10 protein-coding genes are annotated in these 13,848 nt (G+C 59.8%); 4 read left to right on the top strand and 6 right to left on the bottom strand.

The window, feature by feature from the left end:
• The first annotated feature begins 113 nt into the window (after nt 1–113).
• A complete protein-coding gene (sohB, locus tag ACKPCU_RS14400; RefSeq protein WP_321347715.1) occupies nt 114–1,139 on the top strand; it encodes a protease SohB in 1,026 nt (341 codons plus the stop codon).
• An 8-nt stretch (nt 1,140–1,147) separates the two neighbouring features.
• The gene (locus ACKPCU_RS14395; protein ID WP_321347713.1) at nt 1,148–2,134 is read left to right on the top strand and encodes a YhdH/YhfP family quinone oxidoreductase; all 987 of its coding nucleotides are present in this window, start codon (nt 1,148–1,150) and stop codon (nt 2,132–2,134) included.
• Nucleotides 2,135–2,193: 59 nt separating this feature from the next.
• Here the strand turns inward: ACKPCU_RS14395 and ACKPCU_RS14390 are convergent, their stop codons facing one another.
• From ACKPCU_RS14390 to metH, 5 genes are all read right to left on the bottom strand, one after another.
• The gene (locus ACKPCU_RS14390; RefSeq protein WP_104737788.1) at nt 2,194–2,691 is read right to left on the bottom strand and encodes a DUF934 domain-containing protein; all 498 of its coding nucleotides are present in this window, start codon (nt 2,689–2,691) and stop codon (nt 2,194–2,196) included.
• Nucleotides 2,675–4,333, bottom strand: a complete 1,659-nt coding sequence (locus ACKPCU_RS14385) for a nitrite/sulfite reductase (RefSeq protein ID WP_104737680.1) — start codon at nt 4,331–4,333, stop codon at nt 2,675–2,677. Before ACKPCU_RS14385 ends, ACKPCU_RS14390 begins: the two co-directional genes overlap by 17 nt.
• 331 nt (nt 4,334–4,664) lie before the next feature.
• Complete coding sequence (locus ACKPCU_RS14380) at nt 4,665–4,895, bottom strand: DUF2970 domain-containing protein (RefSeq protein WP_104737679.1); 231 nt, start codon at nt 4,893–4,895, stop codon at nt 4,665–4,667.
• 57 nt (nt 4,896–4,952) lie between these two features.
• Nucleotides 4,953–6,287, bottom strand: a complete 1,335-nt coding sequence (locus ACKPCU_RS14375; RefSeq protein WP_321347708.1) for an MATE family efflux transporter — start codon at nt 6,285–6,287, stop codon at nt 4,953–4,955.
• Nucleotides 6,288–6,291: 4 nt separating this feature from the next.
• Nucleotides 6,292–9,984 (bottom strand): methionine synthase, encoded by a 3,693-nt coding sequence (gene metH / locus ACKPCU_RS14370; RefSeq protein ID WP_321347706.1) that lies wholly within the window; start codon nt 9,982–9,984, stop codon nt 6,292–6,294.
• Nucleotides 9,985–10,151: 167 nt separating this feature from the next.
• Between metH and nfuA the strand changes: the two genes are divergently transcribed.
• Both nfuA and ACKPCU_RS14360 read left to right on the top strand, forming a co-directional pair.
• A complete protein-coding gene (nfuA, locus tag ACKPCU_RS14365) occupies nt 10,152–10,736 on the top strand; it encodes a Fe-S biogenesis protein NfuA (protein ID WP_104737677.1) in 585 nt (194 codons plus the stop codon).
• A 96-nt stretch (nt 10,737–10,832) separates the two neighbouring features.
• Nucleotides 10,833–11,765 (top strand): chemotaxis protein CheV, encoded by a 933-nt coding sequence (locus ACKPCU_RS14360; RefSeq protein WP_104737676.1) that lies wholly within the window; start codon nt 10,833–10,835, stop codon nt 11,763–11,765.
• Between the two features lie 51 nt (nt 11,766–11,816).
• Here ACKPCU_RS14360 and ACKPCU_RS14355 read toward each other — a convergent pair whose 3' ends face one another.
• A complete protein-coding gene (locus ACKPCU_RS14355; RefSeq protein WP_321347702.1) occupies nt 11,817–13,745 on the bottom strand; it encodes a transglycosylase SLT domain-containing protein in 1,929 nt (642 codons plus the stop codon).
• Nucleotides 13,746–13,848 lie beyond the last annotated feature (103 nt).

Here is a 13,848-nt window from a genome sequence, read left to right as displayed (position 1 = left end):
TCAACCGAAAATCATACGCCCGTTTGAATTTTCCTCGGGCGGCCTGCACCCCGGTCTTTACGATCCTGTATGCTTGCTCTCCAGAGCAGTCGAAACAGACATTGGAGAGCACTGTGGAATGGTTTGATCAGTATGTCTATTTCCTCGCCAAAGCCTTGACGGTGCTGGTGATCGTGGTTGTGATTCTGGTAATGATCGCGGCCACCAAGGCGCGAGGCAAGCGCGCCGAAGGTACGTTGAGCGTGAACCGCTTGAATGACCGGTTGCAGCGGATGCAGGAGCAGTTGAGTCTGATGGTGCTCAGCAAGAGTGCGCGCAAGGCGCAGCAGAAGGCACTCAAGCAGCAGGCCAAGGCCAAGGCGAAAGAGGACGATCAGGATGAGAAGGGCCGGGTCTATGTGCTCAACTTTCACGGTGACATCAAGGCCAGCGCGCTGGAAAACCTTCGTAACGAAGTAACAGCGGTGCTTGAGCTGGCCCGGCCGCAGGATGAAGTGGTGGTTCGGCTGGAGAGTGGCGGCGGTATGGTGCACGCTTATGGTCTGGCATCCTCTCAATTGGTCCGGGTGCGTGAAGCAGGCATTCCGCTGACCATTTCCGTCGACAAGGTCGCGGCCAGTGGTGGGTATATGATGGCGTGCATCGCTGACCGGGTGCTGGCGGCGCCGTTTGCCATGCTCGGCTCCATCGGTGTGGTGGCCCAGTTACCCAACTTCAACCGTTTGCTGAAGAAGCACGATATTGATTTCGAGATGCTGACGGCGGGCGAGTACAAGCGCACACTGACTGTATTCGGTGAAAACAGTGACAAGGCGCGCGAGAAGTTTCAGGATGATCTGGAAAATATTCACGGCCTGTTCAAGCAGTTTGTAGCGCGTTACCGCCCGAGCCTGGATGTCGAAGCCGTCGCCACTGGCGAGGTCTGGTTTGGTAGTGAGGCGCTGGAACGAGGCCTGGCCGATGAGATCAAAACGAGTGATCAGTACCTGTGCGAACGGATAAAGCAGGCCGATGTGTTTGAAGTGCAGTTTGAGCAGCGCAAGCGCCTGCAGGACCGGTTGTCCGGCGGGCTGGCGCAGGCAGCAGACCGGTTGTTGCTGACCTGGGCATCGCGCTTCAACAATCAACGATTCTGGTAGGAGTGGATATGTCTGAATTCAAGGCGTTGGTGGTATCTGAGCAGGATGGCCGTTATGTCAGCGAGATCAAGCAACGGCACGTTGATGAGCTGCCAGCTGGTGACGTGCTGATTCGCGTGCGCTACTCCTCCCTGAACTATAAGGATGCGCTCTCGGCCACTGGCAACAAGGGCGTAACCCGCAATTTTCCACACACCCCCGGCATTGATGCGGCCGGTGTGGTGGAGGCCAGCTCGGTGCCCGAGCTGGTTGCTGGTGATGAAGTCATTGTCACCGGTTACGATCTGGGTATGAACACCTCTGGAGGGTTCGGTCAGTACATTCGTGTTCCGGCTGGGTGGGTAATCAAGCGTCCGGAAGGGCTGTCATTGCGTGACAGCATGGTTCTGGGTACGGCAGGTCTGACCGCCGCGCTGTGTATCGACAAGCTGGAGCAGGCCGGTTTGGCGCCGGGCCAGGGGCCGGTACTCGTAACCGGCGCTACGGGTGGGGTTGGCAGTATTGCTGTGGCAATGCTGGCTTCACTCGGCTACGAGGTGGCTGCCTCGACCGGCAAGGTCGATCAGGTGGATATGCTCAAGGGTCTGGGGGCCAGCCAGATCGTTGATCGCGCTGCGCTGTCGGCGGGTGTCGAGAAGATGTTGCTGAAGGAGCAGTGGGCCGGCGCGGTAGATACCGTTGGCGGCGATATCCTGTTTAACGTGGTCAAGTCCCTGCGTTACGGCGCCAGCGTGGCAACCTGTGGAATGACGGCTGGCAGCGGGTTTGCGGCCAGCGTATTCCCCTTCATCCTGCGCAACGTCAACCTGTTGGGTGTCGACTCGGTTGAATTGCCACTGGTGGTCAAGGCGTCCATGTGGGATCGGTTGTCGCTGCAGTGGAAAACCGATTTGCACAATCTTGAGCGCGAGGTGACGCTGGATCAGTTGCCTGCCGAGATTGAACGCATCCTGGGCGGTAATATGGTCGGCCGGGTAGTTGTCAATCTGAGCTAATCCGCTATTTCCTGCGGGCAAAAAAAACCGGGGCATTGCCCCGGTTTTTTATCTGCGCCTCAAGCACGGCGCCGGAACAGCGGTAACGGCTGATCCGTTGCGGCCTGGTAGCAGTTGGAAAAGTCTTTCAGACTTTCCAGTGCCTGCTCGGCATCGCGGTCCGCACGCAGGTCAAAGGCATCAAAACCACAGCGCTGCATGAAGAACAGTTGGTCGCGCAGTACATCGCCGATGGCGCGTACCTCGCCCTTGTACTGGTAACGATCACGCAACAGGCGGGCGTTGGAGTAATTGCGACCGTCACTGAAGACCGGGAAGTTCAGCGCGATCACCTGGAACTGATCCAGATCGCCGGCAATGCTTTCCACTTCTTCGTCGCTGTCCAGCCACACACCCAGACCACCGTCACGGGCTTTCAGCGCGTGGGCATGCTCCAACCAGAGTGCCAGCGGGACGATGATGCTGTCGCTGTTGGGCAGCCCGTCCAGTGTGGCGTCCTTGTCGAGAAGGTGCCAACTGTCGTTGACGACTTCACCGTTCTTAATTAGCCGCTGCATACACGCGCTCCTTGAAAGGTGCCATGCCGATACGCTTGAACGTATCGAGGAACTGTTCTTCGGGGGTGCGGTTTTCGATGTAGACATCGATCACCTTGGTCATCACGCTGGGCATGTCTTCGGCAGAGAAAGACGGGCCGAGGATCTGGCCGATGCTGGCGTCGCGGCCGCTGTTGCCACCGAGGGAGACCTGATAGAACTCCTGACCTTTCTTGTCGACACCCAGTACGCCGATGTGACCAACGTGGTGGTGACCGCAGGCGTTCATGCAACCGGAGATATTGAGGTCCAGATCGCCGATGTCGTGCAGGTAGTCCAGATCATCAAAGGTGCGCTGGATGGCTTCGGCAATCGGAATCGATTTGGCGTTGGCCAGGGCGCAGAAATCGCCGCCGGGGCAGCAGATGATGTCGGTCAGCAGGCCGATGTTCGGCGTTGCAAAGCCGTGCTTGCGGCAGGCTTGCCACAGCTCGTACAGGTCGCTCTGGCGCACGTCGGCCAGCACCAGGTTCTGCTGGTGGGTAACGCGCAGTTCGCCGAAGCTGAACTGGTCGGCCAGATCGGCAATGGCTTCGAGCTGCTTGTCGTCTGCATCGCCCGGGGCAACGGCGGTCGGTTTCAGCGAGAGGGTTACCGCAGCGTAGCCTGGCACCTTGTGCGCCTGGACGTTGCGCATGGCCCAGTTGTTGAAGCCTTTCTCGGCTTCACGCTTGGCCAGGTAGTCGGCGTCGTCACCGCTGAACTGCTCGTAGGCAGGGGCGGAGAAGTGGCCGGCAACGCGCTCCAGTTCCTGCTGGGTCAGGGTGGCCGGGCCATCCTTGGTGTGCGCCCATTCGGCGTTGACCTTCTCGGCGAAGACCTCGGGGGTCAGCGCCTTGACCAGAATCTTGATGCGCGCCTTGTACTTGTTGTCACGACGGCCATAGCGGTTGTACACACGCAGAATGGCGTCGAGGTAGGTCAGCAAGTGCTGCCACGGCAGGAATTCGCAGATCTGCGAGCCAACCATGGGGGTACGCCCCAGGCCGCCGCCGACCAGTACGCGGAAACCGATCTCACCGGCTGCGTTGCGAACGACGTTCAGGCCGATGTCGTGAACACCGATAGCGGCACGGTCCGCTTCGGCGCCATTCACGGCAATCTTGAACTTGCGCGGCAGAAAGGCGAATTCAGGGTGGAAGGTTGACCACTGACGAATGATCTCGCACCACGGGCGCGGATCGACCAACTCATCGGCGGCAACGCCGGCGAACTGGTCAGTGGTGGTGTTACGGATGCAGTTGCCGCTGGTCTGGATGGCGTGCATCTGAACTTCGGCCAGGTGGGCCAGAATGTCCGGCACGTCTTCCAGTGCCGGCCAGTTGAACTGGACGTTCTGGCGGGTGCTGAAGTGGACGTAACCCTTGTCATACTTGCGGGCGATAAAAGCCAGCTTTCTAACCTGTTTGGCCGAGATCAGGCCATAGGGAATGGCCACCCGCAGCATCGGGGCGTAGCGCTGAACGTAGAGGCCGTTTTGCAGACGCAGCGGCAGAAACTCTGTTTCGCTCAATTCGCCGGCAAGAAAACGGCGGGTCTGATCGCGGAACTGCCTTACGCGGTCCTCGACGATCTGCTGATCATATTCGTCGTAGATATACATACAGAAACCTGTTCATGGGGTGCTGTTGACCCCTTCTTTAGTCATGACCCTTCAGGCTTGGGCGGGCAGACAATAGCAGTTTTTGAATATGCACAAAAGGAATGTTTATCTATATCTTTAGATTGAAAATGCACATAAAAAGCCGCCTTGTGAGGCGCTGGGGAATGGTCTTAACTGGGGTTTGAGTCCATAACAACAATCAAGGAAAACTCGTCATGGCAGATCCGCAAACGCAGAACACCGAATCCTCGCTCGATGCGATTGCCGCCATCGCCCTGATCATGATCGTCGTGATTGCTGCGATCTTCTGGGTCAGTGGTCAGTAAGGACGTCAAACGCCGGCCAGGTGCAGCACCAGTTTAACCACGCCGAGTACGATCAGCACAAACAGTAGCGTAAAGGTGATGCCCAGCACGATGAAATGGCTGGGCTTGCCTTTTGCAAAGTCGCGTTCCCGGGCGCGGTTGCTTTGTACGCCCAACGCTGCGGCAAGCACACTTTGCAGCGTGTCGCGCAGGCGCATTGGCTCTTCGTTTTGGGGCTTGTCCTGTGAGTCGTTCATACTGCCTCCACGGTGTCCGTCTTCAGCAGCTTAGTCGTACCCGCAGGCTTGTGCAGGTCAGATGTCGATTCTGGCCCAGTGTCGGCGTCGCCACATGATGGCAAAGATCAGTGAATTGATGCAGCGGTGAACGGATTGCAGCAGCCAGACCACCAGTAAACTACCACCCATTGCTGGCCCCATTACGTAGGCGCAGGGCAGAAATAATAGCCATTGGGTGCCAAAGTTGACCCCCATTACGGTTCGGCTGGCACCCGCTCCCAACAGGGCTTGGGTCAGGACCAGTGCAGTGGCATCCAGGCTCATGCCCAGACCAGTGATGCGCAATGGCCACTCGCCAAGGGCAATCAGGTTTGGATCAGAGGTGAATAGCCCGAGGATCAGGTGAGGTGCCAGCCAGAACGGAGTGCCAAGCAAAAAGAGCGTTACCCCCGCCACCCGTACCACGTCCCAGCCCCAGCGATAGGCCTGCTCCTGATCATTCTGGCCCAGGCTATGGCTAACCAGGGTGGTCGCGGCCATGCCGAGGCCGACGCCGGGCAGGATGAGGAACAGCGCTAGGTTGATCAATACATGAGCGACGGCGAGTTCGTCGGTGCCGATCTGCGCGATGATCCAGAACAGGGTGGTGATGCCAGTGGCGAAAAGAAACTGCTGCAGCGAGTTCGGCAGCGCCAGACGCAGCATGGCGCGAATGTCTCGCCAGCGGGGACGGGCACGCAGGAAGCCGTGGTCACGGCCGCTGCGCCAGGTGGCTGCAAAATAGAGCGCGGAGCCGATCAGCATGGCGATTGCGGTGCCGGCTCCCGAGCCTTCCGCGCCCATTTCGGGCAGGCCGAAGCGGCCGAAAATCAGGCCATAGCTGATGCCAATATTGGCCAGATGCATGACGACCAGTATCTGCAGGTATCGGCCTGAATGATGGGTGCCGTTCCAGTAGCCGCGGAAGGCGAAATTGGCACCTACGGCGGCTATCGCCAGTACCCTCCACTGAAAGTAATGCGTGCCGACCTCAACGACGGCCGGGTCGTCGGCAAGAAAGCGGATGATGGCGTCGGCCTGGAACCAGCCAAATAGCGTGAGCGGGATGGCCAGCAGCAATGCGATCAGCAGGCCTTCGTTAAGTGGCGCGGCAATTTCGCTGGTTGCGCCGGCGCCCTTGCGGCGGGCGACCATGGCCTGCACGCCTGCGCCCAGCCCCATCACCAGCGCTACAGCCATGAAGTTGGCATAGCTGCCGAGCCCGACACCCGCCAGTGCTTCACTGCCGAGGCTGCCGACCATGGCAGCATCAATCAGATTCAGCAGGCTCTGGCTGAGCATGCCACCCATGATCGGCAAACCGAGGGTGGCAATGCTCTTGAGCCGGTCGCGCGCCGGCAGCAGGGCCATCAGTTCAGCGGTCGTAGTTCAGGTTCGGGGCGAGCCAGCGCTCGACGCTGTCCTGCTCCTGCTGTTTGCGCTGGCTGTAGGACTCAACCTGATCGCGACCGATCTTGCCGACGGCGAAATACTGGCTCTGCGGGTGCGAGAAGTACCAGCCGCTGACGGATGCTGCCGGGTACATGGCGAAATGCTCGGTCAGGTCCACACCGCACTGCTGCTTCGGGTCGAGCAGCTTGAACAGCGTCGCTTTCTCGGTGTGATCCGGACAGGCCGGGTAGCCGGGGGCTGGACGAATGCCGCGGTATTTTTCGCGGATCAGATCGTCGTTAGCCAAGTGTTCGTCGTCGGCATAGCCCCAGTAGTTCTTGCGCACTTGTTCATGCAACCACTCTGCGCAGGCTTCGGCCAGGCGGTCGGCCAGCGCCTTGACCATAATTGCGTTGTAGTCATCGCCCTTGGCCTCATACTCCTTGGCCATTTCTTCGGCGCCGATGCCTGCTGTGGTGATGAAGCCACCGACGTAGTCGGTTTTACCGCTGTTCTCTGGGGCGACGAAGTCGGCCAGTGACATGCTGGGCTTGCCGTCCGGTTTGATGTTCTGCTGACGCAGGTGGTGCAAGCGGGCTAGCGGAGCGCCGTTCTCATCGCGCAGTTGGATGTCGTCGCCATCCACCTGGTTTGCCGGCCAGAAGCCGAACAGCGCGCGGGCTGTCAGGCGCTTCTCGCTGATGATCTTGTCCAGCAGTACCTGGGCGTCGTTGAACAGCGAGGTGGCGGCTTCACCAACCACTTCATCTTGCAGGATGCGCGGGTACTTACCGGCCAGATCCCAGGCGATGAAGAACGGCGTCCAGTCGATATACTCGGCCAGGGTGCGCAGATCGATGTTGTCCAGCAGTTGAACGCCCTGTACTCGGGGTACCGGCGGAATGTAGTCGGACCAGTCAAGTTGCAGGCGGTTGTCGAGCGCCTGCTGGTAGGTCAGATATGCAGTGCGGGCTGAACGGTTGGCGGTGCGCTCGCGCACTATGGCGTAGTCGTCACGCACCTTTTGCACGTACCCGCTCTTCAACTCCTTGGAGAGTAGCGAGGTGGCAACGCCAACCGCACGGGAGGCGTCTGTAACATAGATTACAGCGTCATTGTGGTAGTGCGGCTCGATCTTCACCGCTGTGTGTGCCTTGGACGTGGTAGCGCCGCCGATCAGCAGTGGCAAGTGGAAGTCGCGGCGCTGCATTTCGCGGGCAACGTGCACCATCTCGTCCAGCGACGGAGTGATCAGACCGGACAGGCCGATGATGTCGCACTTCTCGTCGATGGCGGTCTGCAGGATTTTCTCCGCCGGGACCATGACGCCGAGGTCGACAACGTCGTAGCCGTTACAACCCAGTACTACGCCGACAATGTTCTTGCCGATGTCGTGTACGTCGCCTTTTACCGTGGCCATCAGGATCTTGCCCTTGGCTTCCGGGGTGTCGCCTTTCTCCTCTTCAATGAAGGGGATCAGGTGAGCAACGGCCTGCTTCATGACGCGGGCAGACTTGACTACCTGTGGCAGGAACATTTTGCCGGAGCCAAACAGGTCACCGACCACGTTCATGCCGGCCATCAGCGGGCCTTCAATGACCTCGATGGGGCGTGCGCAGGCCTGCCGGGCCAGCTCGGTGTCTTCGACGATCCAGGTGGTGATGCCTTTGACCAGCGAGTGCTCCAGGCGCTTCTCGACCGGCCAGCTGCGCCATTCTTCGCTTTCCGCTTCCTTGACGCTGCCATCACCCTTGAACTGGTCGGCAATGGCCAGCAATGCCTCGGTTCCTTCCGGAGTCCGGTTGAGCACCACGTCTTCCACCCGGTCGCGCAGCAGCGGCGGGATTTCGTCGTAGATTTCCAACTGGCCGGCGTTGACGATGCCCATGCTCAGGCCGTTGCGGATGGCGTAGTAAAGGAAGACCGAGTGGATTGCTTCGCGTACCGGGTTGTTGCCCCGGAACGAGAACGAGACGTTGGAGACGCCGCCGGAACTCAATGCGTAGGGCAGGTTGTCGCGGATATAGGCACAGGCGTTGATGAAATCGACGGCGTAGTTGTTGTGCTCTTCGATACCGGTGGCTACGGCGAAGATGTTCGGGTCGAAGATGATGTCTTCCGGCGGGAAGCCGACTTCGTTGACCAGAATGTCGTAGCTGCGCTGACAGATTTCGGTCTTGCGTGCTTCGGTGTCGGCCTGGCCCTGCTCGTCAAAGGCCATGACTACCACGGCGGCGCCGTAGCGCTTGCACAGGCGGGCGTGGTGCTTGAACTGCTCAACGCCTTCCTTCATGGAAATGGAGTTGACGATACCCTTGCCCTGAATGCACTTCAGGCCTGCCTCGATCACTTCCCACTTGGAGGAGTCGATCATGATCGGCACGCGGGAGATGTCCGGCTCGGAGGCGATCAGGTTGAGGAACCGTACCATCGCCGCCTTGGAGTCGAGCATGCCCTCGTCCATGTTGATGTCGATAACCTGAGCGCCGGCTTCGACCTGCTGCAAGGCAACATCAAGCGCTTCGGCGTAGTTTTCTTCGCGGATCAGACGGGCGAACTTGGCGCTGCCGGTAATGTTGGTACGTTCGCCGACGTTGACGAACAGCGAGTTGCGGTCGATGGTGAACGGCTCAAGACCGGACAGGCGGCAGGCACGCGGGATGTCGGGAATGACGCGCGGCGGGTACTTCGCAACCGCTTCGGCAATCGCTTGAATATGGCCCGGCGTGGTGCCACAGCAGCCGCCGATAATGTTCAGAAAGCCTGCGGCGGCGAATTCTTCGACTACGGTCGCCATTTGCGCCGGGGTTTCGTCGTATTCGCCAAACTCGTTCGGCAGGCCCGCGTTAGGGTGGGCGGACACGTGTGTGCCGGCCTTGTTTGACAACTCTTCCAGATAGGGGCGCAGTTCTTTGGCGCCGAGCGCGCAGTTCAGGCCGACCGAGATCGGGTTGGCGTGGCGCACCGAGTTCCAGAAGGCCTCGGTGGTCTGGCCGGACAGGGTGCGGCCGGAGGCGTCGGTAATGGTGCCGGAAATCATGATCGGCAGCTCGACAGCGTCTTCCTCGAACACCTGCTGGACCGCAAAGATGGCGGCTTTGGCGTTCAGGGTGTCGAAGATGGTCTCGATCAGGATCAGGTCGGCGCCGCCCTCGATCAGGCCGCGGGTGGCCTCGGTGTAGTTCTCGACCAGTTCGTCGAAGGTGACGTTGCGATAACCTGGATCATTGACGTCCGGTGAAATCGAGCAGGTCCGGCTGGTCGGGCCGAGCACGCCGGCAACAAAGCGTGGGCGATCCGGCGTCTCGGCGGTCTTGGCATCGCATACCTGACGGGCGATGCGCGCGCCGGCCACGTTCAGTTCGTACGCCAGGGCCTGCATGCCATAGTCGGCTTGGGATATCTGAGTGGCGTTGAAGGTGTTGGTTTCCAGAATGTCGGCACCGGCATCCAGATAGGCTTTCTGAATCTCGGCGATGACCGGACCCTGGCTGAGTAGCAACAGGTCGTTGTTGCCCTTGACGTCGCTCGGCCAGTCGGCGAAGCGCTCGCCACGGTAGTCCTCTTCCTCCAGCTTGTAGCTCTGGATCATGGTTCCCATGCCGCCATCAAGGATCAGAATGCGCTGCTGCAGTGCTTCGCGCAGGGCGGTCAGGCGGGTGCTACGGTCAGACATGGGTACTCCGGACAAGGGGGCGCTGAAAAGCCGGCAAGCATACCATGGTGCGCTTGTCGGCAGAATCTCTGCATTGTCGGTAATAACCAAGCAAAAAGGTAGGGCTTTATTCGTGTCGCTGCATCCCTTACACTTGCACCCTCAGGTCATCGAGCAAGAGGCATTTCATGGCAGGCATTACCTTTACCAAGGCAGCAGAAGCGTATTTGGCTGATCTGTTGTCCAAGCAGGACTCCGAGGGCGTTGGCATTCGGGTGTTCATCACCCAGCCGGGTACCCCGTATGCGGAGACCTGTATTGCCTACTGCAAGCCCGGTGAGGAAAAGCCTGAAGACCGTCTCATGGCACTGGAGTCGTTCCGGGTGTTCATTGATGCCGTTAGCGAGCCTTTTCTGGAGGAAGCGCTGGTCGACTTCGCTACCGACCGTATGGGGGGCCAACTGACCATCAAGGCGCCTAATGCCAAGGTGCCTATGGTCAACGACGACAGCCCGTTGAACGACCGCATCAACTATCTGCTGCAGACCGAAATCAATCCGGGCCTGGCCAGTCATGGCGGTGACGTGAAGCTGGTCGATGTGGTTGAAGGTGGTATTGCCATTTTGCAGTTCGGCGGCGGTTGCCAGGGTTGCGGCATGGTCGATGTCACCCTGAAGGAAGGCATCGAGAAAACCCTGGTTGCGCGGATTCCCGAGATCAACGGGGTTCGCGACGTCACTGATCACAGCGTCACCGAAAACGCCTACTGCTGATCAGCCCTTGTCCTTACCGGCCTGACTGGCGCTATACTGCCGTAACCGGGCTGGCATCCTGCCAGCCCCTGAGTTTATGGTTTCGCGAGGCTTGCTATGGCAGGGGTACTGGATACGGTCGATCAGCGGACTCGTCTGGTGGGCGAGAACCGGCTGGAAATATTGCTGTTTCAGCTGGCCGGCCCCCAGCTGTTTGCTCTCAACGTGTTCAAGATTCGCGAAGTGCTCACGCTGCCGCCTCTGACCCAGATGCCCCAGCGTCACCCGCACGTTGTCGGTGTGATTCACTTGCGGGGACAGACCATTCCGGTCATCGATCTCTCCGGGGCCATAGGCCTGCAGCCGCAGAAGGTCGAAGCGGATAGCACCATCATCGTTACCGAGTACAACCTGTCGGTGCAGGCCTTCCTGGTACGTACCGTGGACCGCATTCTCAACCTCAACTGGGACACCGTGCAGCCGCCGCCGCGCGGGGCAGGGCGCGCGCACTATCTGACTGCCATTACACGGCTGGAAAACATGCGTCTGGTTGAAATCATTGATGTGGAGAAGGTGCTGGCGGAAATCGTGCCGTTCAACACCCGCGTCAGTGATGCGCTGCTCGAAGATCCGCTGCTTGAGCGTGCCCGCGGGCGTGAAGTGCTGGTTGTGGATGACTCACCCACGGGTGTGAACCAGGTGCGCGATACACTATCGCAGCTCAACCTCAAGTTGCATGTGGCGACCGACGGATTGAAGGCGTTGCGGATGCTCAAGGGGTGGGCTGATGCTGGCGATGATATAAACGAGCGGCTGCTGATGGTGATTACGGATGCGGAAATGCCGGAAATGGATGGTTATCGCCTGACCACCGAAATTCGCCAGGATCCGCGGCTGAAGGATCTCTACGTGGTACTACACACGTCGTTGTCCGGTAACTTCAACAAGGCGATGGTCGAGAAGGTGGGGTGTGACGGATTTCTGTCCAAGTTCCAGCCCGATCAACTGGTGGAAACCGTGCGCAAGCGGTTGCAACTTCTCGAACCCTGAATCCGGCTCTATATGAAAACGCCTCCTGGTCCTGGACCAGGAGGCGTTTTTTTATGGCTCCAGATAACGTTCGTGCTGCTCCATGACCGGCTGCTGAATCCCGAGTTTCTGGCCGTAGATGACCGCATAACTCAGTACGCTCTGAACGTACTTGCGGGTCTCGTCGAAGGGGATTGACTCAATCCAGACGTCTGCCGGCAGACTGCCCATATCGCGAGTCCACTGGCGCACCCGGCCCGGCCCGGCATTGTAGGCGGCTGATGCCAGCACCCGGTTGCCACTGAACTGCTGGCTCAGGCCAGACAGGTAAGCGGCGCCCAGCGCGATATTGCGTTCCGGAATCAGTGCATCCGCGTTGCTGGAATAGGGAATGGCGTAGCGGCGAGCGGTTTCGCGTGCCGTCGCAGGCATCAACTGCATCAGGCCCATGGCGCCGGCGTGGGAGCGGGCGTCTGCCATGAAGGCGCTTTCCTGGCGGGTGATGGCGTACACCCAGGTGGAGTTGATCTGCCGAGTACGGGCCTGATCCTGAATCGACTGCTGATAGGCCATCGGGAAGCGAATATCCAGGTCATCCCAGTACTGCGCCTGACTGATGCCGCGAATGGCTGGAAAGTACCAGGCCATCTCGTTGGCGAGCACAGCCTGGGCAATCAGCTGGTCGCGGTTGAAGCGGTCGCCAGCGTGGTACCACTCGCGGCGAGCGCTGAGCACGTCGTTGCGGTTCAAGAACTCGCGGGCACGCAGGATACCGGGATCCTGCTGCACACTGCGCATCACGTCGTCAGCGACATTGGCGCGCTGGTGATTGAGGGCGTAGGGCTGGCGCGCGCGCTCTGCGGCCAGAAACCCGTAAAAGTCGCGCTCCTGGGCCAGTGACTTGTATTCGCTGACCAGTTCGCCTGCAGCGCTGGACGACAGCTGGGTGCTGCGCAGGCGCCAGTAACGCCAGCGGCTCTGCTCGGCCAGTGAGGCTGGTAGCTGTTGGGTCAGTTGCCGTGCAGCGTCCCATTGGCGGGTGCGCAGGGCCAGTCGTACTCGCCATTCGCTGATTTCGTCGTCGTTCATCTGCGGATCGTTGGCAGCCATGAACTCGAGGGCGGCTGGATCGACTCTCTTGGCCAGGCGTACTCCGATATCGCGGGTGATGGCCAGCCGGTCTTCTTCGCTGTAAGGCAGGTCCTTGTAGGACGGCCACAGGCTGAGGGCCACGCTGGCATCATCGCGGCCCAAGCGGCGTAGCGACACCGTGGCGATATCGGCCATCTTGCTGGCCGGCAGCCCCCGATAGCTATCAGCGTCGCGCAGCTTTTCCGGCTGGGTGGCGGTGTCGACAAACAGTGTCGCGAGTGCCTGGTTCTGCTGCATTAGCTTCGCCAGATAGCGTGCCAGGGCATCCTGTCGGTAGAGCAGGGCAAGTCGAATGCGTTGCCAGACAATTTCGTCATTCAGGCCGCCAGCGGCGCGCCAGCGATCAAACAGCGGGTCGCAGGCGTTGGGCTGGGAGCGGCCAACTGTCCAGAGGGTTTGTGCCTGCTGCATCGCGCCGGCACGATCACCCAGGTCCCACTGATGCATGGCGCGGCGACAATCCTGGCTGGCGTTGTGGTCAGCCTCAAGGTAGTTCTGGTCGAACAGGCTCCATTTGCCTTCACTTGCCAGGCGGGTGAGCCAGCGGTCTTTCAGGCGAGCGACGAATGGCAGGTCGCTATGGGTGTTGACGAAGTCGGCGAGGTCGCTATCGGATGCGGTAGCGAAGGTCTGATTCAGATAGGCCTGGCGGACATAGGGATAAAGGACGTAGTTGCGCAGGCCGGGCTCGAGCTGGCGGAACTGGTCCCACTGCTGTTTTTCGATGCTGGTGAGGGCGCGGTCATAGGCCAGTCGCTGGCTTTCGAGGCTGCTCGCCTGGGCGAGTGCAGGCAGTAATAAAACAGCGGTGAGGGTACGGCAAAGTACTGAACGGGTGTGGAAACGCATGATGATCCTGCCGCGGGGCGGTTTGGTGCGATTGAACGTCAGCTACTCGTCGCGAATGCGACGGACGGCAAAGCAGTGCGCCCAGCTTAGCGGTTTGGTTGGT

This window comes from Halopseudomonas oceani, from assembly GCF_963677335.1.
In the GTDB taxonomy this organism is placed as follows: domain Bacteria; phylum Pseudomonadota; class Gammaproteobacteria; order Pseudomonadales; family Pseudomonadaceae; genus Halopseudomonas; species Halopseudomonas oceani.
The sequence above is the reverse complement of the archived record's forward strand: the minus strand, read 5'-3'. Positions and strand labels throughout refer to the sequence as shown.

What these genes read in the sequence shown, in the direction of transcription:
- ACKPCU_RS14375 (WP_321347708.1), bottom strand. Translation starts at nt 6,287, where the DNA reads ATGGCCCTGCTGCCGGCGCGCGACCGGCTCAAGAGCATTGCCACCCTC.
- ACKPCU_RS14355 (WP_321347702.1), bottom strand. Translation starts at nt 13,745, where the DNA reads ATGCGTTTCCACACCCGTTCAGTACTTTGCCGTACCCTCACCGCTGTT.
- ACKPCU_RS14380 (WP_104737679.1), bottom strand. Translation starts at nt 4,895, where the DNA reads ATGAACGACTCACAGGACAAGCCCCAAAACGAAGAGCCAATGCGCCTG.
- metH (WP_321347706.1), bottom strand. Translation starts at nt 9,984, where the DNA reads ATGTCTGACCGTAGCACCCGCCTGACCGCCCTGCGCGAAGCACTGCAG.
- ACKPCU_RS14360 (WP_104737676.1), top strand. Translation starts at nt 10,833, where the DNA reads ATGGCAGGGGTACTGGATACGGTCGATCAGCGGACTCGTCTGGTGGGC.
- ACKPCU_RS14385 (WP_104737680.1), bottom strand. Translation starts at nt 4,333, where the DNA reads ATGTATATCTACGACGAATATGATCAGCAGATCGTCGAGGACCGCGTA.
- ACKPCU_RS14390 (WP_104737788.1), bottom strand. Translation starts at nt 2,691, where the DNA reads ATGCAGCGGCTAATTAAGAACGGTGAAGTCGTCAACGACAGTTGGCAC.
- nfuA (WP_104737677.1), top strand. Translation starts at nt 10,152, where the DNA reads ATGGCAGGCATTACCTTTACCAAGGCAGCAGAAGCGTATTTGGCTGAT.
- ACKPCU_RS14395 (WP_321347713.1), top strand. Translation starts at nt 1,148, where the DNA reads ATGTCTGAATTCAAGGCGTTGGTGGTATCTGAGCAGGATGGCCGTTAT.